At 65.6% G+C, this 24033-nt stretch carries 22 protein-coding genes and 1 tRNA gene; 10 read left to right on the forward strand and 13 right to left on the reverse strand.

Translation table 11 applies throughout. From position 1 onward, the window contains the following. Positions 1-78 precede the first annotated feature (78 nt). Positions 79-708 carry a flavin reductase family protein gene (locus ON00_RS09555; RefSeq protein WP_010405326.1) on the forward strand — a complete coding sequence of 210 codons (630 nt, stop codon included), beginning with the start codon at positions 79-81 and terminating at the stop codon, positions 706-708. Positions 709-714: 6 nt separating this feature from the next. On the opposite strand, the gene ON00_RS09560 is transcribed toward ON00_RS09555, so the two are convergent. Genes ON00_RS09560 through gluQRS form a run of 7 tightly spaced genes read right to left on the reverse strand, consistent with a single transcriptional unit; the run spans position 715 to position 6413 of the window. Then, a complete protein-coding gene (locus tag ON00_RS09560) occupies positions 715-1584 on the reverse strand; it encodes a 3-hydroxyacyl-CoA dehydrogenase NAD-binding domain-containing protein (protein ID WP_010405327.1) in 870 nt (289 codons plus the stop codon). 38 nt (positions 1585-1622) lie between these two features. Continuing rightward, positions 1623-2390, reverse strand: a complete 768-nt coding sequence (locus ON00_RS09565; RefSeq protein ID WP_010405328.1) for a class I SAM-dependent methyltransferase — start codon at positions 2388-2390, stop codon at positions 1623-1625. Beyond that, the gene (gene egtD, locus ON00_RS09570; RefSeq protein WP_010405330.1) at positions 2387-3364 is read right to left on the reverse strand and encodes an L-histidine N(alpha)-methyltransferase; all 978 of its coding nucleotides are present in this window, start codon (positions 3362-3364) and stop codon (positions 2387-2389) included. Before egtD ends, ON00_RS09565 begins: the two co-directional genes overlap by 4 nt. A gap of 1 nt (position 3365) precedes the next feature. Beyond that, positions 3366-4625 (reverse strand): ergothioneine biosynthesis protein EgtB, encoded by a 1260-nt coding sequence (gene egtB / locus ON00_RS09575; protein WP_010405333.1) that lies wholly within the window; start codon positions 4623-4625, stop codon positions 3366-3368. Between the two features lie 34 nt (positions 4626-4659). After that, positions 4660-5253 (reverse strand): cob(I)yrinic acid a,c-diamide adenosyltransferase, encoded by a 594-nt coding sequence (locus ON00_RS09580; protein ID WP_010405336.1) that lies wholly within the window; start codon positions 5251-5253, stop codon positions 4660-4662. 38 nt (positions 5254-5291) lie between these two features. Beyond that, on the reverse strand, positions 5292-5534 hold the full coding sequence (locus ON00_RS09585; RefSeq protein WP_010405338.1) for a twin transmembrane helix small protein: 243 nt from the start codon (positions 5532-5534) through the stop codon (positions 5292-5294). Positions 5535-5543: 9 nt separating this feature from the next. Beyond that, positions 5544-6413 carry a tRNA glutamyl-Q(34) synthetase GluQRS gene (gene gluQRS / locus ON00_RS09590; protein WP_010405342.1) on the reverse strand — a complete coding sequence of 290 codons (870 nt, stop codon included), beginning with the start codon at positions 6411-6413 and terminating at the stop codon, positions 5544-5546. A gap of 135 nt (positions 6414-6548) precedes the next feature. On the opposite strand from gluQRS, the gene ON00_RS09595 reads away from it, so the two are divergent. The 5 genes from ON00_RS09595 to ON00_RS09615 all read left to right on the forward strand — a co-directional run bounded on the left by ON00_RS09595 (position 6549) and on the right by ON00_RS09615 (position 11978). Then, positions 6549-7115 carry an HNH endonuclease gene (locus ON00_RS09595; RefSeq protein WP_010405344.1) on the forward strand — a complete coding sequence of 189 codons (567 nt, stop codon included), beginning with the start codon at positions 6549-6551 and terminating at the stop codon, positions 7113-7115. A 115-nt stretch (positions 7116-7230) separates the two neighbouring features. Continuing rightward, positions 7231-7776 carry a hypothetical protein gene (locus ON00_RS09600; RefSeq protein ID WP_154651306.1) on the forward strand — a complete coding sequence of 182 codons (546 nt, stop codon included), beginning with the start codon at positions 7231-7233 and terminating at the stop codon, positions 7774-7776. Between the two features lie 21 nt (positions 7777-7797). After that, positions 7798-8634: a hypothetical protein gene (locus ON00_RS09605; protein WP_010405346.1), complete on the forward strand. Its 837-nt coding sequence runs from the start codon at positions 7798-7800 to the stop codon at positions 8632-8634. A 55-nt stretch (positions 8635-8689) separates the two neighbouring features. Then, positions 8690-11389, forward strand: coding sequence for a phosphoenolpyruvate carboxylase (gene ppc, locus ON00_RS09610; protein WP_010405347.1), 2700 nt, complete (start codon positions 8690-8692; stop codon positions 11387-11389). A 37-nt stretch (positions 11390-11426) separates the two neighbouring features. Beyond that, positions 11427-11978: a YcxB family protein gene (locus ON00_RS09615; protein ID WP_010405348.1), complete on the forward strand. Its 552-nt coding sequence runs from the start codon at positions 11427-11429 to the stop codon at positions 11976-11978. Between the two features lie 61 nt (positions 11979-12039). Here ON00_RS09615 and ON00_RS09620 read toward each other — a convergent pair whose 3' ends face one another. The 4 genes from ON00_RS09620 to ON00_RS09635 form a co-directional block, all read right to left on the reverse strand. Beyond that, on the reverse strand, positions 12040-12621 hold the full coding sequence (locus tag ON00_RS09620) for a YbhB/YbcL family Raf kinase inhibitor-like protein (protein ID WP_010405351.1): 582 nt from the start codon (positions 12619-12621) through the stop codon (positions 12040-12042). A 105-nt stretch (positions 12622-12726) separates the two neighbouring features. Beyond that, positions 12727-13302, reverse strand: coding sequence for a DedA family protein (locus ON00_RS09625; protein WP_010405354.1), 576 nt, complete (start codon positions 13300-13302; stop codon positions 12727-12729). Between the two features lie 7 nt (positions 13303-13309). After that, complete coding sequence (locus tag ON00_RS09630) at positions 13310-15385, reverse strand: S9 family peptidase (protein WP_010405357.1); 2076 nt, start codon at positions 15383-15385, stop codon at positions 13310-13312. 53 nt (positions 15386-15438) lie between these two features. Beyond that, positions 15439-17253, reverse strand: a complete 1815-nt coding sequence (locus tag ON00_RS09635; RefSeq protein ID WP_010405359.1) for a methyl-accepting chemotaxis protein — start codon at positions 17251-17253, stop codon at positions 15439-15441. Positions 17254-17486: 233 nt separating this feature from the next. Here ON00_RS09635 and ON00_RS09640 point away from each other — a divergent pair, with 233 nt between their 5' ends. Further along, entirely contained in the window at positions 17487-19280 is a 1794-nt protein-coding gene (locus ON00_RS09640; protein WP_010405364.1) for an aminopeptidase P family protein, read from the forward strand. On the opposite strand, the gene ON00_RS21320 is transcribed toward ON00_RS09640, so the two are convergent. Beyond that, positions 19270-19404 (reverse strand): hypothetical protein, encoded by a 135-nt coding sequence (locus ON00_RS21320; RefSeq protein ID WP_281047990.1) that lies wholly within the window; start codon positions 19402-19404, stop codon positions 19270-19272. The two genes, ON00_RS09640 and ON00_RS21320, sit on opposite strands and share 11 nt — an antisense overlap. A gap of 82 nt (positions 19405-19486) precedes the next feature. Here ON00_RS21320 and ON00_RS09645 point away from each other — a divergent pair. Beyond that, positions 19487-19561: transfer RNA gene (locus ON00_RS09645), tRNA-Thr, on the forward strand. Between the two features lie 127 nt (positions 19562-19688). Here ON00_RS09645 and ON00_RS09650 read toward each other — a convergent pair. Next, a complete protein-coding gene (locus ON00_RS09650) occupies positions 19689-20576 on the reverse strand; it encodes an SDR family oxidoreductase (protein WP_010405367.1) in 888 nt (295 codons plus the stop codon). 95 nt (positions 20577-20671) lie between these two features. On the opposite strand from ON00_RS09650, the gene ON00_RS09655 reads away from it, so the two are divergent. Further along, positions 20672-21508 (forward strand): helix-turn-helix transcriptional regulator, encoded by an 837-nt coding sequence (locus tag ON00_RS09655; RefSeq protein WP_010405369.1) that lies wholly within the window; start codon positions 20672-20674, stop codon positions 21506-21508. Positions 21509-21716: 208 nt separating this feature from the next. Further along, on the forward strand, positions 21717-24008 hold the full coding sequence (locus tag ON00_RS09660; RefSeq protein ID WP_010405370.1) for a TonB-dependent receptor: 2292 nt from the start codon (positions 21717-21719) through the stop codon (positions 24006-24008). Positions 24009-24033: the final 25 nt, after the last annotated feature.

Here is a 24033-nt window from a genome sequence, read left to right on the forward strand (position 1 = left end):
CAAGGAGCGGCGTGGTTACAGCTACGCGAGATCGATCGCGCACGATATTCGAATCCCGCACGGAAGGTCTGCTTCGAGATGACAGAGCACCATTTTTACGAGCCGCGCAACGGCCACAAGACCATCCCTGGCCTGGCGCACGATCCCCTCAACGCTATTGTGGCACCCCGCCCGATCGGCTGGATCAGCACGCTCAGCGCCGCGGGCGTGCGCAACCTGGCCCCCTACAGCTTCTTCAGCCTGTACAATTACCGCCCACCGATCATCGGCTTTTCCTCGATCGGCTGGAAGGACAGCGTCGCCAATGCGACCGCGACGGGCGAATTCGTGTGGAACCTCGCGACGCGCGCGCTGGCCGCGGCGATGAACGCCAGCGCGGCGACGGTTGCGGCAGACGTCGATGAATTCGATCTTGCCGGGCTCGAAGCCGCCCCGTCGCGCATGGTCGCGCCGCCGCGCGTCGCCGTCAGCCCGGTAAGCTTCGAATGCCGCCTGACGCAGACGCTGCGGCTGGAGGGTGCCGACGGCGCGGCGCTCGACACCTGGCTGGTGCTGGGCGAAGTCGTCGGCATCCACATCGCGCCCGGTCTGATCGAGGACGGTGCCTATCGCACCGCCGCTGCGCACCCGATCCTGCGCGGCGGCGGCCCGGCCGATTATTTCGAAATCGCCGAGGCCGCGCGCTTCGCGATGCGGCGGCCCGAGTAAGCCGGTTTACCGCGTCGGCACCGGCTCCGCGCCCGTATAATCGTAAAAGCCGCGCTTGGTCTTGCGACCGAACCAGCCGGCCTCGACATATTTCACCAACAAGGGCGCCGGGCGGAACTTGGGATCGCCCGTCCCTTCGAACAGCACGCGCGTGATTTCCAGGCACGTATCGAGCCCGATGAAATCGGCGAGCGTCAGCGGCCCCATCGGGTGGTTGAGCCCGAGCTGGCACGCCAGATCGATGTCGCGGATCGTCGCCACGCCCTCGCCCAGCGCAAAGCAGGCTTCGTTGAGCATCGGCATCAGGATGCGATTGACGATAAAGCCCGGCGCATCATTGGCATGGACGATCGCCTTGCCGAGCTTCTGCCCGAACGCCTCGACCGCCTGCACCGTCGCATCCGAGGTGGCGAGCCCGCGGATCAGCTCGATCAAGCCCATCACCGGCACGGGGTTGAAGAAATGCACGCCGACGAACCGGCCCGCATCGGGCGCGGCCTGGGCGAGGCGCGTAATCGGGATCGAGGAGGTGTTGGACGCGAGGATCGCGGTGTCCGACAGCACCTTGCCGACCTCCGCGAAAATCGCGCGCTTGATTTCCTCGCGCTCGGTCGCCGCTTCGATGACAAGGAAGGCTTGGCCCATCTCGGCAACGCTCGCCACCGGCTCGATCAGCGCGAGCGCGGCGTCACGGGCGTCAGCGGTGATCTTTTCCTTGGTCACCAGCCGGTCGAGCGCCTTGGCGATGCCAGCCTTGCCCGCCTCGGCGCGCTCGCGCGACACGTCGCTCAGCAGGACGTGGAAGCCCGCCTGCGCCGAAACCTGCGCGATGCCCGCGCCCATCTGCCCCGCGCCGATGACACCTACCGTCTGCATATCCCGTCCTTCATTCGTTGCTGCGAACGCTTTAGGGGTCAGGCGATGCGGCGGCAATCATAGGCCTTGGTGACATAGGGAAACGTCACCGGATCCTCCGCCAGCTCGGGCGTCGCCGCGATCAGGTCGCGCACCTGCGCCACCACGGCATCGCGCTCGGCCTCGGGCAAAGCGGCGATGAAGCTGGTCGAGAGCGTGCGCCCGACCACCACATCCTCGACCGCGCCGACATGGCGATAGCCGAAATCGCGTTCGCGCAGCGGCGAGAAGCCCTCGGCCGGGAACACGTCGCGCCACGCATCCGCCTGCGCCGCCAGAGCGGGGTCCTGATGCGCCATGGTCAGTGCCGAAAGCCGCTCGACCCAGGGCACCGCATGGTCGCGCAGGTTCCACACCAGCCCCAGCGCCCCGCCGAGGCGCAGCACCCGGCGGATTTCCGCCAGCACGGCAGGGGAGGCAAACCAGTGAAAAGCGGTCGCACACACCACCGCATCGACACTGCCATCAGGCAGCGGAATCGCCTCGGCCTGCCCGGCAAGCGGGCGCACGCCGGGAAAATCGGCGATGAGATGCTCGAGCATCGTCGCCACCGGTTCCAACGCCGTCACCTGCGCGCCGCTATCGACCAGCAGGCTGGTAAACTTGCCCGTCCCCGCGCCGATCTCCAGCACCGCACTGTCCGGCCCAAGTCCCAAATCGTCGGACAGCCAGCGGGCGAGTTCGGCCGGATAGCCCGGCCGGCTCGCGGCATAGACATCCGCGCCGCGCCCGAACCCGGTTGCGGCGGTCGGGTTGAGCGCGATCACGGCGCGTGCCGCGCGGGTTGCGCCTCTGCCAGGATCACCGCGAACAGCCCGTTGGGATCGGTCCATTCCCCAACCGGCGTCCATCCGCCCGCGCGCAGCAGGATGCGGGCATCGCGCGGCCCATATTTATGGCTGTTCTCGGTGTGGATCGTCTCGCCCGCGGCCATTTCGAACGGGTGCCGCTCGATCGTGAACGCCACGTCGCGCGTCGCTTCCAGATGCATTTCGATCCGCGCGCGATCGTCGTTCCAGATCGCACTATGCCGGAAGGCATCGAGCGGGATCGTGCCGCCCAATTCGCGATTGATCCGTTCGAGCAAATTGCGGTTGAACGCCGCGGTCACGCCCTGCGCATCGTCATAGGCGGCTTCCAGCACGCCCACATCCTTGATCCGGTCCATGCCGATCACCAGCATCGCGCCCTCGCCCAGCGACGCCTTCATCGCGCGCAGCAAATCGACGCTCGAATGCGGGATCATGTTGCCGATGGTCGAGCCGGGGAAGAAGCCGAGCTTGGGCGTGTCCGCCACTTGCGCGGGCAGCGCGATCGGGTGGAGGAAATCGGCCTCGACCGGGAGCACGGGCAAGCCGGGAAAGGCCGACGCCAGCCCGGCCGAGGATTCGCGCAGGAAATCGCCCGAAATGTCGATCGGCACATAAGCGGAAGGGTCGACCGCGCGCAGCAGGATCGGCGTCTTGGTCGACGAGCCCGAACCGAATTCGACCACCGCGCGCCCTGCCCCGGCGAGGCGCGCAATGTCGGCACAACAGGCGCGCAGGATCGCCGTCTCGGTGCGGGTGGGATAATATTCGGGCAAATCGGTGATCGCCTCGAACAATTCCGATCCGCGCCGGTCATAGAACCAGCGCGCCGGAATCGCGCGCGGGCGGCTGGCAAAGCCGCGCAGCACGTCGTTACGAAACGCCGGGTCGGCCAGCGTGACCTGGCCGTCCTCGATTTCGGGCTTCAACATCTCAAAGATCCTTCGCCAGCCGAACGCCGGTGAATTGCCAGCGCTGGTGCGGATAGAAAAAATTGCGGTAGCTCGCCCGCACATGCCCGCGCGGGGTGGCGCACGATCCGCCGCGCAGCACGCACTGCCCACTCATGAACTTGCCATTATATTCGCCGACCGCACCTTCGACCGCGCGAAAACCGGGATAGGGGCGGAACGCGCTGCCGGTCCATTCCCACACATCACCAAAGAAAGCGGGGCCGCCCGTCGCCGGACGCGGCTCGACCGGGCCCGCCGCATCCATCTGGTTGCCGCCTGCCGGATCATACGGTGCCGCCGCCGCTTCCCACTCGGCCTCAGTCGGCAACCGCGCGCCCGCCCAGCTGGCATAGGCATCGGCTTCGTAGAAACTGACATGCGTGACCGGTGCCGCCGGATCGATCGCGCGCCGCCCATCGAGCCCGAAGCGGGTCCAGCCGCCATCCGCCCGCTCCCAATAAAGCGGCGCAGTGATCCGCTCGCGCTGCACCCACGCCCAGCCGTCGGACAGCCAGTGACGCGGTTCGGCATAGCCGCCATCGGCGATAAACGCGGCCCATTCGCCATTGGTGACGGTGCGATCGGCCAGCGCATGCGGGGTGAGCAAGGCCGGGTGGCGCGGCCCCTCTGCATCGAAGGCGAAACCGCCGCCGTCATGGCCGATCTCGACGATCCCGCTGGTGCCTTCAATCCAGCCGAGCCGCCCCGGCATTTCCACCGGCACCTTGCGCGGCGGCGCCCACAAGGCCGGTTCGACCGGATTCTGCGCCATCAGATGGACGATGTCGGTCACCAGCAATTCCTGATGCTGCTGCTCATGCTGGCAGCCGAGCGTCACCAGATCCTGCGCCGCTTGCGGCAGATCGGGCAAAGCCGCCGCCACCGCCGCATCGACATGCGCGCGATAGGCGAGGATTTCATCGAGCGACGGGCGCGTCACCAGCCCGCGCCGCGCCCGCGCGTGGCGCTTGCCCTCGGCTTCATAATAACTGTTGAACAGGAACGGGAAACGATCGTCGTAGAGCGTGTAGCCCGCCACGAAATCGCGCAGCACGAAGGTTTCCAGGAACCAGCTGGTATGCGCGAGGTGCCATTTGGCGGGCGACGCATCCTCCATCGACTGCGCGGTCGCATCGGCATCGGACAAAGGCGCGACCAATGCCACCGACAGCGCACGGACCGCGCGAAATTGCGCGATCAGCGGGCTTCGCGCCGCATCGGGGACCGCTCGCATTCGCATCGTCTCGTCCCCTCTTCCCCAACTTACGCCCGAGCTAACGCGTTGCACCCGGTCGCCACAAAACGTCGCCACCCGCATTTTGGTTCACCACACGCGCGGCGACGAACAGATAATCCGACAAGCGGTTGAGATAGGCGAGCGCCAGCGGATTGAAAGGCTCGGTCCGGGCCGCCGCCACCGCCATCCGCTCGGCGCGACGGACGGTGGCGCGCGCAACATGCAGTGCAGCCGCGCCCGGCGTTCCGCCGGGCAGGATAAAGCTCGTCAGCGGGGCCAAATCCCCATTCATCCGGTCGATCTCGCTTTCGAGCCGATCGACTTGCGCCGCGACGATCCGCAACGTCATCGCGGACGGCGCGAAATCGTCGCCCTCGCTCGCGGCTTTGGGCGTGGCGAGATCGGCTCCAAGGTCGAACAGGTCGTTCTGAATGCGCTCCAGCGCTACCGCCAGCGGCGCCGGGCCATCCGCCGCAGTCGCCGCAATCGCGACCCCGATCGCGCTATTGGCTTCATCGACATCGCCCATCGCCGCCAGTCGAGCGGCATCCTTGGCGACACGCGAGCCGTCGACCAGCCCGGTCGTGCCGTCATCGCCCGTGCGCGTATAGATGCGGTTGAGCTTGACCATCGCTTATCCCAACCCGCAAACCGCGAACAAAGCCGGGATTAGCCCCGGCCCGCCAGCCACATCAAAAGCACGACCAGGAAGATCGCGACCGCCTGCAACATCACGCGATATTGCATCATTTTGTTGGAGCGCACCGAGGCGGCGATCCGCGCCTCGCCGGGCGTGGCCCCATCGCGCAAATCCTGGCTCGCGCCGAGCAGGAAGATCACCAGTCCGCGGACCAGCACGACCACCACCGCGATCATCGCGGCGACCAGCAGGATTGTCAGGAAAGTGCTCATGATCCTAATCTAGGCGCTTTGCGGGGCAATGCCAATGCCCGCGCCCCCGGCGCGCAACCGGTCTGCCAGCGCCCGCCCATCTTCGCCGCGTAACCGCACGCTTTCGAGCGTCGGCGCGTCGTTGCGCTTGGCCAGCCGCTGCCCGTCCGGGCCGACCAGCAACGCATGATGGTGATAGAGTGGCGTCGGCAGCCCCAGCAGCGCCTGTAGCAACCGATGCACGTCGGTCGCGGCGAACAGATCGGCCCCGCGCACGACATGGGTTACGCCGTGCGCCGCATCATCGACCGTTACCGCCAGATGGTAACTGGCAAGCGCATCCTTGCGCGCCAGCACGACATCGCCCTGCGCCAGTGGATCAGCGCGGACTGGGCCCGCGATCGCATCGGTCCACATCAGGTCGGTGTCGGCAGTCGCAACCGCGCGCGCCATGTCGAGCCGCCAGGCGTGCGGGACGCCCGCCGTGATGCGCGCGGTCCGCTCCGCCTCCGGCAGCGCGCGGCAGGTGCCGGGATAGACGGGTTCGGGCCCATGCGGTGCCGATTGGCTCGCCGCGATTTCCGCGCGGGTGCAGAAGCAGGGATAGAGCAGCCCCATCGCGCGCAACCGCGCCAAGGCCGCCGCATAGGCGTCCTCTCGCGTCGACTGGAACAGCACCGGCCCATCCCACTCCAGCCCCAGCCAGGCGAGGTCCGCCAGGATCGCATCGACATGTTCCGGCCGGCTGCGCGTGCCGTCAATATCCTCGATCCGCAGCAGGAAGCGCCCGCCGCTGGCGCGCGCCAGATCGTGCGCCAGCACCGCCGAATAGGCGTGCCCCAGATGCAGCCGCCCTGTCGGACTCGGCGCAAAGCGCGTAACGACGTCGCGCACGATCACCCCAACACCGCTCTTGACCGCGAGTCGCGCGCTGTGCTGAAATCGTTAACGACAGGGTGCGGTGTCATCACAGCGTCATCCTAATGGGCTTGAAGCCCGGCAGGAAGCGCCACTCAGTGGTAAAAGGGGGTCCAGATGTACCATCCCGATCTGATCCGCCATCCGGATGGCTGTCCCGCACTTGTGCTCAATGCGGACTATACGCCGCTGAGCTATTATCCGCTGTCGCTGTGGCCGTGGCAGACCGCGATCAAGGCGGTGTTCCTCGACCGTGTCGATATCGTCGCCGAATATGAACGCGAAGTGCGCAGCCCGACGCAGCGCATCAAGCTGCCCTCGGTGATCGCGCTCAAATCCTATGTGCGTCCGTCGGCCTTCCCCGCCTTCACGCGCTTCAACCTGTTCCTGCGCGACAAATTCCTGTGCCAATATTGCGGGTCGCCGCATGATCTGACCTTCGACCATATCGTGCCGCGCGCGCAAGGCGGGCGCACGACCTGGGAGAATGTCGCCACTGCCTGTTCGCCGTGCAACCTCAAGAAAGGCGGCCGCACGCCCAAGCAAGCGGGCATGCCGCTGCACATAGACGCGATCCGCCCGACCAGCTGGCAATTGCAGGAACATGGCCGCCGTTATCCACCCAATTTCCTGCACGATACCTGGCATGACTGGCTGTATTGGGATGTTGAACTGGAAGCCTGAGACTACGGTCGTTCCAGTGTTCCTGCCTTGCTGCGTTCAAAATTAAGATAAAAGCGGCGGCCTTTCGCGACTGTTGTTTTTGTGGTAAGCCTTCTGCACTTGCAGGGGGGCTGCGATGGCAGGGGTTGTACCTACGCTCGATCCACGATCGGCACGCATCTTAGCGGTGTTCACTGTCAGCGTCGTGACCGCCGCCACCGCGTTGCTTGTGTGGCTAACCATCGGCTTCGCTCTTGGCACCTTGGACGGCTATACCTGGCCGACGCGCGGCTTGCTGCTGCTGATGGATTATCGGCCAACCGAATTGCTGAGCAAGGGCTTGCTGTTTCTGCTGGCGCTGGGCGCGGGCGTCGTGGCCCGCTCCCGCGGACGCGACGCCTTATATTATGCGGTGGTGGCCATCGGCCTGGTCGGCATCGTGCTCTGCATCATCCTTTTGGTGCTGCTCCACGACCGGGACGTGGCGCACGCCATTTTTGATCACAGCACGATCCCCACCATTATAACCAGCAAGGCGTATTTCGACGGCCTGCCGCGCGTGTTCGTGCCGTTGGGTCTGTGGTTGATCGGTACGGTTTCGACGCAACTCGGATTGTCCGACGCCAAGGAACAGGAGCAGCCAGCTCCGACGCCGACGCCAACCCCGTCACCTACCTCGTGACATCAACCTGCGGAGACTGAGATGCGCGCGCTGACATGCCTTCGCTGGATCGCCGCCTGGATTGCTGCGCTCGCGCCGCTGGCCGCCAGCGCACAAACCTCCCAAACGATTCCCCTCATTGTTCATTGGAGCGCGCCACAGCCGCATCGGGTGTCGCTAACCGATGATGGCGGCGTTTCGGAGCTCACGCATGACGCAAGCTCGACCACTTTCACCGGGACGCTCGCCGTTCCCAGCGGCCTGGTCGAACAACGCACGCTATTGTTGAACCTCGACAACGATACCTTCGCATTGATCCTCAACGTTCGAAAAAGTCTGAGCCGCGTGGAATTTACCGTCACCACCGATCGCCCCCCATCCTGTGCCGATCTGCTCGTACGCCAAGTCGAGGCCTATACCGACAATATCACAGAAGCCTTGAAGATGATGTTGAGGGCAACGGCGATGCTCAAAATTCCACCGGACGACCAGTGCGTCGCCGATCGACTACCGCGCACGATCAAGGCGCGCTTTGATCGCAACGCGAACCTTGTCCAATATTCGAACGGCCTGTTCGCGATTGACCCGGAGGCGAAAACCGCCCTGTTGCGCAGCGGCATCCGCAGCGCACCCGCCCTCGCAATGGCGGCCGAGCACAATGCGAGCAGCGCGCTGGCCAAGGGGTTGTATAGTGACTTGCTGGCGACCGGTGCCGACGATTCTCGCGCCGCGTCAGCGCTTGCCGCCGATATGAGCAGCGCGGTCGCGCAGAACGAAACGCTCGCTGCAGGCTTCAAGGACCAGGGCATCTCCGCCAAGCGGCTGGAAAAGGACAGTGACTTTTTCGAAGCCAAGGCAAGGGTGGCACGTCCCGATTGAGCGATGATCCATATGCACCGTTGACCCCCGCGCTGCCGCAATGCAGCATGGGTTAATGGCAACCCTTCCCGGTATCGCAAACAATCCCGACATCCGTTTCCTGGGCAAATTGCTCGGCGATGTCATCCGCGCTTATGGCGGCGACACGCTGTATCAGCGGACCGAATATATCCGCGCCGCCTCGGTCGACCGGCATCGCGGCGGGACCGATGTCGATCTCGGGCTCGATCGGCTCAGCCTCGACGAAACGCTCGATTTCGTGCGCGGCTTCATGCTGTTCTCGATGCTCGCCAATCTCGCCGAGGATCGCCAGGGCGTCACCGCCGAACGCGGGGCGGACCTTGCCGCAGCGCTCGAACGGCTGGCGGGCGAGGGCATCGACAAGGCGCAGGTGATGCATCTGCTCGATCACGCGCTGATCGCCCCGGTGCTGACCGCGCACCCGACCGAGGTGCGTCGCAAGTCGATGATCGACCACCGCAACCGCATCGCCGCGCTGATGCTGCTGCGCGACGGCGGTGCCTCCGAAACCCCCGATGGCGACAATGTCGAGGAAGCGATCCTGCGCCAGATCGCCTTGCTGTGGCAGACGCGCGTGCTGCGCCGCGAGCGGCTGTACGTGACCGACGAAGTCGAAACCGCGCTCAGCTATTTGCGCGAGGTGTTCCTGCCCGCCCTCCCCGCGCTCTACCAGCGTTGGGACCGCGCGCTGGGCGAACGCGTGCCGAGCTTCGTGCGCCCGGGCAGCTGGATCGGCGGCGACCGCGACGGCAACCCCTTCGTCACCGCCGACAGCCTGACCACCGCGCTCGCCAAGGCCAGCGAAGCGGTTTTGGTCTATTATCTCGACGCGGTCCACGCGCTCGGGGCCGAACTGTCGATCTCGACCGATCTCGCCCCCGCCGATGCCGGCGTGCAGGCGCTGGCCGAGGCGAGCGGCGACACCGCCGAAAGCCGCAGCGACGAGCCCTATCGCCGCGCGCTGTCGGGCATTTACGCGCGCCTCGCCGCGACGCACCGCGCGCTCACCGGCAAGCCCGCCCCCCGCCCCGGCGCGCTCAAGGGCGAACGCTACCCCGATCCGCAGGCGTTCCGCGCCGATCTCGTGATCATCGCGCGCGCGCTGCGGCAGGAAGACCATCAGGGCGGCGGGGCCTTGTCCTCGGGCGGCGCGCTCGGGCGGCTGGTGCGCGCGGTCGAGACCTTCGGCTTCCATCTGGCGACGCTGGATCTGCGCCAGAACAGTGCGGTGCACGAACGCGTCGTCGCCGAACTGCTCAAGGTCGCCGGTGTCGAGGCCGATTATCTCAGCCTCGGCGAATCGCAGCGCGTCTCGCTGCTGCGCCACGAACTGTCCAACGCGCGCCCGCTCGCCAGCCCGTTCGCCGCCTATTCGGAGGAGACGCAGTCCGAACTCGCCATCCTGCGCGCCGCCGCACAGGCGCACGCCACCTATGGCCCGGCCTGCATCACCCAGCATATCGTCTCGATGGCGCAATCGGTGTCGGATCTGCTCGAACTCAACATCCTGTTGAAGGAAGTCGGCCTGTACCGCCCCGGCGGTGCCTCGGGCGAAGCGTCGAGCGCGGCGATCATGGCGGTGCCGCTGTTCGAGACGATCGGCGATCTCGAGGCCGCCCCCGCCATCATGACCGAATGGTTCGCGCTGCCCGAAGTGCGCGGCATCACCGCCGCGCGCAGCTTCCAGGAAGTGATGATCGGCTATTCGGACAGCAACAAGGACGGCGGCTATCTCACCTCGACCTGGAGCCTGTCCAAGGCCTCGACCGCGCTGAAAAGCGTGTTCGCCGACGCCGGCGTCGGCATGCAATTGTTCCACGGTCGCGGCGGCGCGGTCGGGCGTGGCGGCGGATCGTCCTTCGCCGCGATCCGCGCGCAGCCGCCCGGCACCGTGCAGGGCCGCATCCGCATCACCGAGCAGGGCGAAGTGATCGCGGGCAAATATGGCACGCGGGAAAGCGCGATGACCAATTTGGAGGCAATGGCCTCGGCCACCCTGCTCGCCAGCCTGGAGCCCGACGCGCTGTCCGCGGCGGACACCGCGCGCTTCTCGGCGGCGATGGACACGCTCTCCGCCTCCGCTTTCGCCGCCTATCGCGATCTGGTGTACGGCAGCAACGGCAACGATGCGGGCTTCCGCACCTTCTTCCGCCAGATGACCCCGCTTGCCGAAATCTCCGGCCTCAAGATCGGCAGCCGCCCGGCGAGCCGCACCAAATCCGACCGGATCGAGGATCTGCGCGCCATCCCCTGGGTGTTCAGCTGGGCGCAGGCGCGCGTGATGCTGCCAGGCTGGTACGGCGTCGGCCAGGCGCTGTCGGCCTTTCCCGACAAGGGCCTGCTCGCCGAAATGGCGCAGGGCTGGCCGTTCTTCGCCGCCAGCCTCGCCAATATGGAACAGGTGATCGCCAAGTCCGACATGGGCATCGCCGCGCGCTATGCCGGGCTGGTCGAGGACCGTGCGCTCGCCGATGCGATCTTCCCGCGCATCGAAAGCGGCTGGCAGCAGACGCATGACGGGCTGCTGCAGGTCACCGGCCAGTCGCGCCTGCTGGAAGCGCACCCCGCGCTCGACGCCTCGATCCGCCTGCGCCTGCCCTATATCGAGCCGCTCAACCTGCTCCAGATCGAACTGATCAAGCGCCGCCGCGCAGGCGACGAAGATGCGCGGATCGGCGAGGGCATCCTGCTGTCGATCAACGCGATCGCGACCGCGCTTAGGAATAGCGGGTAAGCTTCACCCCCCCTGCCTAACGCTGGATCAAAGGACTATGATGGAAGCGACGGGACTTCTGAGCGCGGGGGAAAGCACCACGGCGATGGCCTATATCAAGGCTCGCCGGGGCATATCGCCACGCCAGATGAAGGCGATCCTTTTGGTGTGCATGTTGGCTATCGGCATCCCTATCGGGGCATGGGTTTCCGGATCATGGCTGGACGCCCTGGTATCGGTCGAGTTCGCTTTCGTTGGCCTCGGCCTTGGTTTGCTGATCATCCAAAGACTAGCAGGCACCTCGTTGCGAAAGGCCCTCGCCGAGCGCGGGCAGGCATACGAGCAAGTGCTTACCTTCCGCCTAACCCCTGAGACACTCGTCTACGATCTGGGGGACCTGACGATGGCTGCTCGATGGCCTTGCGTTACAGATCTCTATCAAACCCGCAAATATTGGGTTTTTCTGGTTCAAAGCAGCGCGATGGTCCTGCCGCGCCGTTTCTTCGCTACGCCTGAAGCCGAGCGCGATTTTATAGTTGCAGCGATGTCGCGGATGACAAACGCGGCTCTTGCGAGGAGCCCTGACGCAGCGAGGTTTGTCCGTCGCTAGGAGGATCTTGTGTCCGAGGCCGTTCTGGAGCAGTGGCGGGCCTCTAGTCGCGACATATCCCCTACCCCACAACCTCGCCCCGCGCGTACAACCCGGTCAGCATCCCGGCACCGATCACATGGCCCGCCATCGCGTTGAGCACCGCGCCGCGTCCCGGTGCGTCGCCCAAATCAGCGGCCGGGCAATCGAGCGCGAACAGCTGGAAGACATAGCGATGCTCGCCATGCCCCTTGGGCGGATCGGGCGCGAGCCAGCTTTGCGAGAGGTAGGAGTTCTTGCCGGTTTCGCCGGTCGCGGCATCGGCGACGATCGCGCCTTCGGCGAGCGTGCGCATGCCCGCGGGCAAGCCCCACAGGATCGCATGGACCAGCGGCGCGGGGGTGGGCGAATCGGCATCCTCGACGATCAGAGCCAGGCTCTGCGTGGCGGGCGGCACATCGTCCCACGCCAGCGGCGGCGAAACGCCTGCACCGTCCGCGGTGAAGCGCAGCGGCATTTCGGTCCAGTCGGCAAAGGCCGGGCTGCTCAGCACGATCGGCACGAAACCGATGCCCAGCGCCGGATGAACGATCGTCAGATGCTCCGCCCCGGCCCGCACGCCGCTGAGCGAAGCGCCAAGCCATTCGGGAAGATGTTCAAGCATTGCTGCGACCTTTTCTTGGAGTTTACGCCTTGAAGCCCCGGAGCGGGCAACAGGTTCCCGGCGACCCTGATAAAAGCCGCCTTGCGCCGAAATGCGTAGAAACCCTCATGCGTCGCGGCTTTTGCGGGTGCGCCACCAATGCCATCCGCCGGCCAGGGTGGCGAGCGCGACGCCGCTGAGCGCTACGATCAGGATTGCATGGCGATCGGGCACATAGCGCTCGATCAGCTTTTCAAAACCGTGCCCGAACAGATAGCCGATGCCCGTGAACACCACCCCCCACACCATCGCCGAGACGAGGTTGACCAGCACGAACAGCCGCGCGGAAACCTTGGTCGTGCCGATCGCCACCGGGCTGATCGTGCGCAAACCATAGAGGAAGCGGAAAGCGAAGATGAAGCCGATCGGATAGCGCTCCAGCAACCCCAGCGCGCGTTCGAAAAGCGCGCGTTGGCGCACGCGCCGCACCCAGGGCCGATCGCGGAAATAGCGGCCAAGCGCGAAGAAGATCTGGTCGGCCAGGAACGACCCCGCCGCCGCCGCCGCCATCGCGCCGGGCAGCGGAAACAGCCCCTTATGCGCGAGCAACCCGCCCGCGATCACCACGGTCTCGCCCTCGATGCCAGCCCCCGCGAACAAGGCAAGCAGGCCGTAGCGCGCGATCAGCGCTTCGAGGCTCAAGCGCGCCTCACCCCGCGATGCCGAGCTGCCACAGCACGAAGGCATGCTCCTCCGCGCCCTCGCGCAAGCTCTCGAACCGGCCCGATTTGCCGCCATGCCCCGCGCCCATATTGGTCTTGAGCAGCAGCACATTGTCGTCGGTCTTGGTGGCGCGCAGCTTGGCCGCCCATTTGGCCGGCTCCCAATAGGTCACGCGCGGGTCGTTGAGGCCACCCGAAATGAACATCGGCGGATAGGCCTGCGCCGTCACTTGGTCATAGGGCGAATAGCTGCGGATCAGCTCGAACGCGGCCTTGTCCTCGATCGGATTGCCCCATTCGGGCCATTCGCCCGGCGTCAGCGGCAAATCGGCATCGAGCATCGTATTGAGCACATCGACGAACGGCACATCGGCAATCACCGCGCCCCACAAGTCGGGATCGGAATTGACCACCGCCCCCATCAGCTCGCCCCCGGCCGAGCGCCCGGCGATCGCGATCTTGCCCGCCGACGTCCAGCCATCCGCGATCAGCCCCTTCGCGACATCGACGAAATCGTTGAAGGTGTTGGTGCGCTTTTCCAGCTTGCCGTCGAGATACCATTGCTGGCCAAGATCATCGCCGCCCCGGATATGCGCAATGGCATAAGCAAAGCCGCGATCGAGCAGCGACAGCCGCCCGGTCGAGAAGCCCGGCGGAATCGCATAGCCATAAGCGCCATACGCATAGAGGAACAACGGTCGCGACCCGTCGCGCGGAAAATCGGCCGGATAGACGATCGACACCGGCACCTCGGTGCCGTCACGCGCGGTGATCTTCAACCGCTCGGTGCGGTATTTCGCCGCCTGATAGCCGCTCGGGATTTCCTGCACCTTCAGCGTGGTCAGCTCGCCCGTCGCCACGTCATAATCATATTCGGTGCCCGGCGTGACCATCGATTCATAGCCGACGCGCAGCACGTTCATCGCATATTCGGGGTTGTTGCCCAGCCCCGCATCATAGCTCGCCTCGGGGAAGCGGATGCGCTGCGGCGCGATGCCGTCCTCATAGCGGTGGATCTCGATCTGATCCAAACCGTCCTCGCGCCCGTCGACGATGAAGAAGTCGCGGAAGCAATCCACCCCGGTCATGTAGAAATGCCGCGACGGCGCGATCTTCTCGACCCATTCGCCCGGGGCCGAAATGTGCGCGGTGCACAGCCGGAAATTGGGGTCGGTGTCGTTGGTGTGGATGAACAGCGTGTCGCCATGCATGTCGACATCATATTCGCGCCCCACCTTGCGCGGCGATACGCACAAAGGCGTCGCCAGCGGGTCGGTCGCGGGCAGCAGATAGATTTCGCTGGTCACATGGTCGCCGCTCGACAGCACGATCCACTTGCGGTCGCTGGTCTCGCTGACGCCCACGCGAAACCCCTCATCGGCTTCCTTGAACAGTTCGATATCTTGCGTGATCGGCGTGCCCAGCCAGTGCAGCCGCGCATTGTCGGTGCGCCATTGGTCGTTGGCGAGGCCATAGAGAAAGCCCGTGTCGTCGGCGGTCCACACGATTTCGGACAGCATCCCCGGAATGACATCGGGCAAATGCTCGCCCGTGATCAGATCCTTGACGCGCACCTCGAAGCGTTCCGAACCATTGTCGTCGATCGCATAAGCGAGCAGCCGCCCATTGTTGCTGACCGAAAACGCCCCCAGCCGGAAATATTCCTTGCCCTCGGCCAAAGCCGGCTCGTCGAGGATCAGCACGTCCTGGCTCTTGTCCTCGCCCGCGGCAACCGGGCGGCGCCACCATTTGCGATACTGCCCGCCGGTTTCGAACGCGGTCCAATAGACCCAGTCGCCATCCTTTTGCGGCACCGAGCTATCGTCTTCCTTGATGCGGCCCTTCATCTCTTCATACAGCCGGTCGATCAGCGGCCGGTGCGGTTCCATCACGCTTTCGAAATAGGCGTTCTCGGCCGCAAGATAGGCGAGCACATCCGCGTCATCGACCTCGGGATAGTTCGGGTCCTTCAGCCAGGCATAGGGATCCTCGATCGTGTGCCCATGGACGGTGAAGCTGTGCGGGCGCGTTGCGGCGACGGGGGGCGAGAGCGGTTCGGTCATCCCCCCACCCTACAAGCTTGGCGCGCGCCAAGTCGAGCGTGGCGTGGCCTGACTTACTGGAGCGTCCGCGACGGTGCCAGGCGAACCCCACGCCCGGTCGGCGCGCGGCGGGGCGCCGGACGGCTATTCTGCTCGAGCGCGCTCGGCGCATCCTCTGTCCGATCCTCATACCGGAACGCGGCTGCGCGCGCCGCCAACGTCGTGATATCCCGCGCCAGCGTCGCCGCTGTTTCGGAGGTTTCGCCGACCATCGCGGCATTTTGCTGCACGATCTGGTCGAGCTGCGCCACCGCGCTGGTGATTTCGCCGATCGCATCGGCCTGAGCGACGTTATCGTTCGTCATCGTTTGCGTCAGCACCACCGCCTCGGAGCAGCTTGTCGTGATGGTTTCAAGCGCGCCATCAACCAGGCCGACGGCTTCCACCGCAACCGCAACCTCCTGTTGCGTGGCGCTGAGTTGAGTGCGGGCGCGTTTGGCCTCCTCTTCCGCGCGCATCGCCAAGGTCGAGACCAAGTCTGCGACAACCGCAAAGCCGCGCCCAGCATCGCCCGCGCGCCCGGCCTCGACCGCCGCGTTCATCGCCAGCACGCGCGTCTGGAAGGCGATCTTGTCGAGCCCGCCGATCACATCATCAATACCGGCCGCGCTGCTGGAGACGCGCTCCATCGCCGCAATCGCACCATCGGTGCGCGCGCGCACTTCGCCTGCCGCGACGAGCGTTTTTTGCGACCCCTCCGATGACTTGCGGGCGGATTGCACCGTGCTGCGCAGGCGATCCTCCATGCGCCCAAGCGCGGCGGACGTCTGCTCGAGCGCGGCGGCACTGCTGTCGGTCCGCCGGGCCAGGTCCTCCGTGCTGCGGGCCATCGCCTCCGAGGAGGTGTTGATCTGCGCGGTCGTCTCGACCACCGCCTTGACCATCGTGCGCAGCGTTTCCACCGCGCCATTGAGATCGCGATTGACCTCCGCATAACCCGGCGGAAACGCCAATGCGTCCCCGCTGCGCAGGTCGCCCGCTGCCATCGTCCGCAGCACCTGGCCGAGCGCCTCCGCAACCTCTTTTTGCTCAGACGCGGCCTGCGCCTCCTGCGCGGCGCGGTCGGCGGCGGCGCGACGGAAGGTCTCCACCGCGCGCGCCATCTGGCCGAGCTCGTCGGACCGCTCGAGGCTCGGCACGCTCCGGTCGGCCCCCTCGGCCAACGCGCCGGTCGCCTCGACCAAATCCGCCAGCGGTGCCATGACCTTGTGCGTCAGGTACAAACGCGATCCGATCGCGAGCGCGAGAATCGTGACGGCCAGCGCGAGCAAGGCGATCGCAGTAATTGTCAGCGTGGTCTCGGAATGGGCCTTGAGATCAGCCTGTTGCTTGCCCGCCAGCGTCACCGCGGCATCGATCAGCGTACGGTGTGCGGCATAAGCCTCCGACAGACTCGCATAGCTGCGGGCGAGCTGGGCACCGTCGCGCGCGCGGGCGGCGGCAATCATATGATCGGCCTCTGTCCAAAACCGCTGGGCAGGCGCATCGGCATCGCGCGTCAAGGCGTTCACCAGCGCCGGGTCGAGCGTCGACCCCTTCCAATAGGCGTGGCGCTCGTCATAGGCCTTGCGCAGCGCCGCCAGCCGCGTCGCGCGCATCTCGACCTGGTCGGGATGGTTGGCGAGCAAGGTCGCCTCTAGAAACGGCTCCAGCACATATTCGGGCGGCGGCAGGATGTCGGCGACATAATCCGATTCCGCCTGGATCTGTTCACCGATCGGGCCCCCAATCCGGACCAGATTGATGCCGTATGCGGCGATCACGATGGCCAGCAACATGGTGACCGTGATCAAGGCCGAGCCGATGCGAAGGCGCTTGGCAATGGACATGAAGGGACGACTTTCCAGCGAAAAAGCGATGCCGCCTCATTATAGACGACGCGCGCGCGAACGGTGGGCATCGGCTCTCATCCTACCGTGCCGACCTCGATCAGTCTTCGCGGCGATCGCGGGGCATGGCACCGTCCGGACTGCCCGGCTTCTATCGCTGCGGACTTTTGTCCTGACAAACACCCCCCATTTGGCCTAACCTTGGCCTACCCTCCTGCTCCCGAAAGCTCCCCATGTCCGCTTATGCCGCCCGTCTCGTCGCCCTCCGCGCCCAATTGGCAAAAGACGGGCTCGATGGCTTCGTCGTGCCCCTGACCGATGAATATATGTCCGAATATGTCGGGGCGTATGCCCAGCGGCTGGCCTGGCTGACCGGCTTCCAGGGGTCGGCGGGCAGCGCGGTGGTGCTGGCCGACAGCGCCGCGATCTTCACCGATGGCCGCTATACGCTGCAAGTGCGCGAACAGGTGTCGGCGGACGACTGGTCCTATGTCGCCGTCCCCGCGAGCAATGTCGCACGCTGGCTGGGCGAGCATGCCCCGGCGGGCGGGCGGATCGGCTATGATCCGTGGCTGCACACCAGCGCCTGGGTCGCCGACGCCCGCGCCGCACTGGCCGCGCGCGGGGCCGAATTGGTCGCGGTCGCGCGCAACCCGCTCGATGCGGTGTGGAGCGACCGCCCTGCCCCCTCGACCGCCGTGCTGACGGTGCAGGATGACGTGCATGCCGGGCTCGGCTCGGCCGCCAAGCGCGCGCAGATCGCCGACTGGCTGTCGGAGACCAAGGCCGATGCGGTGGTGCTGACCGCGCTCGATTCGATCGCCTGGACGCTCAACCTGCGCGGCAGCGACGTGGCGCACACCCCCGTCGCTCTGGCCTATGCGATCGTCGATGCCGATGGCACCGCCGACCTGTTCGTCGCGCCGGAAAAGGTGACCGATGCGGTGCGCCAGCATCTCGGCAATGCGATTCGCCTGCATCCGCGCGACGCCTTTGCCGGTGCTTTGCATGGCTTTTCCGGCAAGCGCATCGCCGCCGACCCCGAGCGCGCGGTGTCCGCCATTTTCGATTCGCTGACGGCGGGCGGTGCCACCGTGCTGCCGCTGCGCGACCCGGTGGTGCTGGCCAAGGCGATCAAGAACCCGGTCGAGACCGCTGGCCACCGCTCTGCCTCCGCGCGCGACGGCGCGGCGGTCGCGCGCTTCCTGCGCTGGGTCGAGGCGGAAGCGCCCAAAGGCGGCCTGTCGGAGCTCTCTTGCGTCGATCGCCTGCAGGCCTTTCGCGAAGAAACCGGCGTGTTGCTCGATACCTCGTTCGACACGATCTCGGCGACCGGCGCGCATGGCGCGAGCCCGCATTACCATTCGACCCCCGAATCGAATGCGCCGCTCGAACTGGGCCAGCTCTATCTGGTCGATTCGGGCGGGCAATATGCCGATGGCACGACCGACCTGACCCGCGTGCTGCCGATCGGCACGCCGACCGACGAGATGCGCGACCGCTTCACCCGCGTGCTGAAGGGCCATATCGCGCTCGCCACCGCGGTCTTCCCAGCCGGCACCACCGGCGGCCAGCTCGATTCGTTCGCGCGTGCGCCCTTGTGGCAGATCGGGCTCGATTATGCGCACGGCACCGGCCACGGCGTCGGCGCCTATCTGTCGGTGCATGAAGGCCCGCAGCGCATCGCCCCGCCGACCTATCCCGGCGGTGGTGCGGCCGAGCCGCTGCGCGCGGGCATGATCCTGTCGAACGAGCCGGGTTATTACAAAGCCGGCGAATACGGCATCCGCATCGAAAATCTGCTGCTGGTCGAGGAACGCCCCTTCGCGCACGGTGCGACGATGCTGGGCTTCGAGACGCTGACCTTCTGCCCGATCGAACGCTCGCTGATCGTCGCCGAGATGCTGAGCCCCGCCGAACGCGCCTGGCTCGATGCCTATCATGCGCGTGTCGTCGAGGTGATCGGCGGCTATCTGGATGCCGACGAGCGCGCCTGGCTGGCGGAGAAATGCGCGCCTATTGCTTAGGTGCATCCGGAGTGCTGGCGGTCACACCCGCGTCCAGGGCGCGGGCGCGGCCCTTGCGGCGTTTCAGGTTTTCGCGCAGCGCCGCCGCCAGCCGTTCAGCTTTTTCCTCGTCTTTCGTCGTCACTTCGCCACACGCTCCTTGACAATGTCCGCTCCAGCGGCTCTTAGGCCGCTTCCGCCCGCGCCGTAAGGCGCTTCGTGGACATGCTGCCGTAGCTCAGTGGTAGAGCGCATCCTTGGTAAGGCTGAGGTCGTGAGTTCAATCCTCACCGGCAGCACCAGTTTTGGGCAGAACCACGAACCGAGAGGGTTCGTGGTGCCCTGCTCGCAATAGCGACTTCGGCCAGATTTGCGTCTGGGCCGATATGTTCGATTCGTCCCTGATTGGGAACCGCCCCATCAACCGGATCAGCGATAGTCGAGCGCCGCGAGATCGCTGAGCAGATCCGGCCCCGTCGGCTCCCATCCCAGCCGCGCCACGGTCCAGGCGTTCGACGCGATCATGTCGCGCCCTGCGAAGGGGGCCATCCAGCCGAAATAGCGCTCGACCTCGTCGGGCATGATCGAGCGGACCGGTAGATTGGCCCCCTTTCCAATCACCTCGGCGATGGCGCGTGCCGACACCCCCTCCTCGACCGAGGCGTTGTACCGCGCGCCGGGCTCGCCCTTCTCCAGTGCCAGAACGTAAAGCTTCGCCACGTCGCGGACATGCGCCGCAGACCAGCGCGTCTGTCCCTCGCCGAGATACGCCACTGCTCCAGCGCGGCGGGCCTCGGCAATCAACGGAGTGATGAGCCCGGCCCGGCTGGTGTCGTGCACCTGCGGCAACCGGATGGTGCGTACGTCGATCCGTCGCGCGATCAGCGCAGCGCCGGCAAGCTCGGTCGCAATGCGCGGATTCGCGTGGTGCGGGTTGAGCACATCCTCGGTCGCAGTGCCGCCGTTCAACGGCGTGCCAATGCCGACGCCAGAGGTGATCAGGATCGGCTTCGATGTCCCCTCCAGCGCCGCGCCCATTGCGGCGATGTTGCGTTCGTCTTTCTTGGTATTTTCGAAAAACGTCGCGAAATTGTGATCGAACGCACAGTGGATGACCGCGTCGGCCGCCGCAGCGCCGCTGGCGAGTGTCTCGGGCTGTTCGAGGTCGCCGCGGTGGACCTCGGCACCGGCCGCCTCAAGCTGCTCGGCACCGGCGTCGGAGCGGGAGAGCCCAAGCACGCGGTGGCCGCGATCGAGCAGTTGGGGGATAATGTGTGAGCCGATGAAGCCGGTCGCGCCGGTCAGGAATATGCGCATGGAAAAGTCTCCTTCTAGCGAAGGGGCGTATCGTCGCGCTTCTTACCGTATTAAAGTAGGGACAGTATCAGGGTATAACATCTAACAGGATGCTCATGGCAAGCGAAGCGCCCTCTCTGCTCGGAGCGTATCTTCGGGATCGCCGCACACGCCTCGACCCGGTGGCATTGGGATTCGGCGGCGGGCGACGGCGCACGCCGGGGTTACGCCGCGAAGAAGTGGCCAGCCGGGCGAATATCAGCGCGACCTGGTACACATGGCTCGAGCAGGGGCGCGGGGGCGCGCCGTCGGCCGATGTGCTCGACCGAATCGCCAAGGGGCTCTTGCTGACCGATCCGGAGCGCGAGCATCTCTACATGCTCGGCCTCGGCCGCCCGCCGGAAGCGCGCTACCAGCCGGTCGACGGCATCTCGCCGCGGCTCCAGCGGGTGCTGGACGGGATGGTGCTCAGTCCCGCAATCATCAAGACCGCGATGTGGGATGTCGTTGGCTGGAACCGCGGCGCTGCTCTGATGCTCACCGACTATGCCAAGCTGCCGCGCGAGCAGCGCAACATCCTTCGCCTTATGTTCAACAGCAACCACGTCCGCGCCCGCAATGCGGATTGGGACCGTATCGCCCGCTTTGTCGTCGGTGCGTTTCGCGCCGACGTAGCGCGCGCAGGGGCCAATGACAGCGCCGCCGTCACCCAACTGGTGACGGAGTTGTGTCGGGTCAGCCCGGAATTCGAAGCGCTGTGGCAAGACAATGATGTCGCCGCGCACGGCGAAGGGGTGAAGCGCATCCATCATCCGACCGCTGGACCGCTTGCGATGGAGTTCTCGTCCTTCGCGGTCGAAGGGCGGCCCGAGCTCGGAATGATTGTCTATAACCCCGCCTCGCCAGCGGATGCCGAGCGCCTCCGCACCTTGCTCGAATCCAGGGACGACTGATTAGGCGCGGGCGATCCTGGCCCGTGTGTTGAGGGTTCGCAGGGTCGAGGTGGCTCCCAGCTTCGGAGACCGCTTCACCGCGTCCGCCCGTCAAATCGCATTTTCGTTAACTCTACAGAGAATGAATGTTGCACTAAGGCAAAAACTCAGGCATCCCATCACCATCGCGCCGCAGAGCGCGTCAGGATGAGGATGGGGAAGTCTTCTTATGAAAAGCTGTGCTTGGTTGCTGAGCGCGTCGGCGCTGGCCTTCACCTCGAGTGGCGCGGCAATCGCGCAAACGGTACCGGCTCCGGTGGGGACCGCGACAACGGCGGAAGCGCCCGGCGATAGCAGCCAGGATATTGTCGTCACCGCGCTGCGCCGCAACGACAAGCTGTCGCAGACGCCGATCGCTGCGTCGGTGCTGTCCGGGGCGGATCTTGCCAATAAGGGCGTCGTCAATATCGACGCACTGCAATTTGCGGTGCCGAGCGTCGTCGTCAACAATTTCGGCCAGGGGCTGGAGTTCAACATTCGCGGCATCGGCAAGGCCGAGCATAATTCACAGACCACCACCGGCGTCATCACCTATCGCGACGGCGTGCCGACCTTTCCGGGCTATTTCCAGGAAGAACCCTATTTCGACATCGCGAACATCCAGATTCTGCGCGGGCCGCAAGGCACGTCGGTCGGGCAGAATTCCACGGGCGGCGCGGTGTTCGCCAACACCAACGATCCGATCATCGGCGGCGGCTCGCACGGCTATCTCGCCGCGAGCTACGGCAATTATAACGATCTGAACGGCCAGGGCGCGGTCAATTTGCCGATCAGCGACACCTTCGCCGCGCGCGTTGCCTTTTCGGGCGAGCGGCGCGACGGCTTCTACCACATTACCGGACCCGGCGGCGCGGCCTATACCGGCAATAACGGCAGCGTACGCTCGATCGCGGGGCGGATCAGCTTCCTGTGGAAGCCGACCGACCGCCTGTCGATCCTGTCCAAGACCGATCTCGATTATCTCGACATGGGGGCCTATCCGGCCGACCCGTTCACCAATCGCTCCAAGACCCTGACGCTGGCGGGCGGCACCGTCGCCAACCCCAATTACCGCGACCTGTTCGATATCACCGCCAACATGCCGCAGGAGGCGCGCGACAAATTCGTCCGCACCGTACTCAAGATCGATTACCAATTTGCCGGTGGGGTCAAGTTCCGCTCGATCAGCGGCTTCCAGACCGGCAACACGCTGTACCGCGCCGACCTCGACGGCACCAACGCCACCGCGAATGTCGCCGCCACGCCAACTGCGCCCGCGCAGAAAAATTACATCTTCTTCGACACCACCACCGAAACGCAGTTCAGCCAGGAATTCAACCTCATCTCACCCGATAACCAGCGGTTCACCTGGTTGGTCGGCGCGTTCGGGCTCTGGAATACCTATTTCTGGCTGCCGCCCTACCAATTCGTGATCGACGCGCCCGGTGCCGGGCAGCCGCTCGGCACCGCCGCCGGGCAATATACACTGCAAGGGCGCAACCCCGAGCGGTCGCTCGCGGTGTTCGGCCAGGTCGGCTTCAAGATCACGCCGCGGCTGACGGTTGATCTGGGCGGGCGCTACACCGCCAGCCAATCGACCAACCATGTCGACATCAACCAGAACGGGCTGCTGCTGCGCGACGACCAGCAGATCAAATCGAACAATTTCTCGTACAAGGCATCGCTCGGCTGGGTGATCGACCCCAACAACTATCTCTACGGCTTCGTCGCAACCGGCTTCCGCCCGGGCGGGATCAACGTGCCGGTCGGCTCGGGTCTGGCCACACCGCCATTCCAGCCCGAAAAGGTGCGTTCGTATGAAGCCGGCTGGAAGGCGAATTTCGCCGGCGGCCGCATCCACACGACGATCGACGCCTTCTACAACGACTATGAAAATTTCCAGGTGATCGTGGGGTATCCGACGCTGCCGGTGTTCGGCTTCGAGATCAACGTCCCCGGCACGACCAAGATCTATGGCTTCGAAGCCGAGGCCGATTTCAAGCTGGGGAGCTTCACCTTCGACGCCGGGATCAACGCCTTGCACAGTGAGTTGGCGCAGTTCTACGCGCTCGACACGCGCACCGGCGGGTCATTTGCGCCGTGTTCGCCAACCACCGGCCCCGCCACCGCGACCTGCCTCAACTTAAAGGGGCGCGAGCAGACCTACGCGCCCAACCTCACCTTTAACCTTGGTGCCTCGTACGAACATCGTTTCGCGAGCGGCGACACGCTGACCCCGCGCGTCAATTTCGGACATATCGCGGCGCAATGGGCAACGCTGTTCGAGAATGCAGCGCAGGGCGATCGGCTCGGCGAGCGCAACATTCTCGGCGCGCAGGTGGCGTTCCAGCACAAGAGCTGGACCGTCACCGCTTATGGCACCAATTTGACCGACCAGCATTATGTCGCGGCACTCAACAGCGGCCTCGATTTCGCCGGGCCGCCACGCCAGTACGGCGTCAAGGTGCTCAAAACGTTCTGACCTGTACCGCCTGGCCGTCGCCTGT

Origin of the sequence: Sphingomonas echinoides ATCC 14820, from assembly GCF_000241465.1 — a bacterium.
GTDB lineage: Bacteria > Pseudomonadota > Alphaproteobacteria > Sphingomonadales > Sphingomonadaceae > Sphingomonas > Sphingomonas echinoides.

What these genes read in the sequence shown, in the direction of transcription:
- ON00_RS09555 (WP_010405326.1), top strand. Translation starts at nt 79, where the DNA reads ATGACAGAGCACCATTTTTACGAGCCGCGCAACGGCCACAAGACCATC.
- ON00_RS09560 (WP_010405327.1), bottom strand. Translation starts at nt 1,584, where the DNA reads ATGCAGACGGTAGGTGTCATCGGCGCGGGGCAGATGGGCGCGGGCATC.
- egtD (WP_010405330.1), bottom strand. Translation starts at nt 3,364, where the DNA reads ATGTTGAAGCCCGAAATCGAGGACGGCCAGGTCACGCTGGCCGACCCG.
- egtB (WP_010405333.1), bottom strand. Translation starts at nt 4,625, where the DNA reads ATGCGAATGCGAGCGGTCCCCGATGCGGCGCGAAGCCCGCTGATCGCG.
- ON00_RS09580 (WP_010405336.1), bottom strand. Translation starts at nt 5,253, where the DNA reads ATGGTCAAGCTCAACCGCATCTATACGCGCACGGGCGATGACGGCACG.
- ON00_RS09585 (WP_010405338.1), bottom strand. Translation starts at nt 5,534, where the DNA reads ATGAGCACTTTCCTGACAATCCTGCTGGTCGCCGCGATGATCGCGGTG.
- ON00_RS09595 (WP_010405344.1), top strand. Translation starts at nt 6,549, where the DNA reads ATGTACCATCCCGATCTGATCCGCCATCCGGATGGCTGTCCCGCACTT.
- ON00_RS09600 (WP_154651306.1), top strand. Translation starts at nt 7,231, where the DNA reads ATGGCAGGGGTTGTACCTACGCTCGATCCACGATCGGCACGCATCTTA.
- ON00_RS09605 (WP_010405346.1), top strand. Translation starts at nt 7,798, where the DNA reads ATGCGCGCGCTGACATGCCTTCGCTGGATCGCCGCCTGGATTGCTGCG.
- ppc (WP_010405347.1), top strand. Translation starts at nt 8,690, where the DNA reads ATGGCAACCCTTCCCGGTATCGCAAACAATCCCGACATCCGTTTCCTG.
- ON00_RS09615 (WP_010405348.1), top strand. Translation starts at nt 11,427, where the DNA reads ATGATGGAAGCGACGGGACTTCTGAGCGCGGGGGAAAGCACCACGGCG.
- ON00_RS09620 (WP_010405351.1), bottom strand. Translation starts at nt 12,621, where the DNA reads ATGCTTGAACATCTTCCCGAATGGCTTGGCGCTTCGCTCAGCGGCGTG.
- ON00_RS09630 (WP_010405357.1), bottom strand. Translation starts at nt 15,385, where the DNA reads ATGACCGAACCGCTCTCGCCCCCCGTCGCCGCAACGCGCCCGCACAGC.
- ON00_RS09635 (WP_010405359.1), bottom strand. Translation starts at nt 17,253, where the DNA reads ATGTCCATTGCCAAGCGCCTTCGCATCGGCTCGGCCTTGATCACGGTC.
- ON00_RS09640 (WP_010405364.1), top strand. Translation starts at nt 17,487, where the DNA reads ATGTCCGCTTATGCCGCCCGTCTCGTCGCCCTCCGCGCCCAATTGGCA.
- ON00_RS09650 (WP_010405367.1), bottom strand. Translation starts at nt 20,576, where the DNA reads ATGCGCATATTCCTGACCGGCGCGACCGGCTTCATCGGCTCACACATT.
- ON00_RS09655 (WP_010405369.1), top strand. Translation starts at nt 20,672, where the DNA reads ATGGCAAGCGAAGCGCCCTCTCTGCTCGGAGCGTATCTTCGGGATCGC.
- ON00_RS09660 (WP_010405370.1), top strand. Translation starts at nt 21,717, where the DNA reads ATGAAAAGCTGTGCTTGGTTGCTGAGCGCGTCGGCGCTGGCCTTCACC.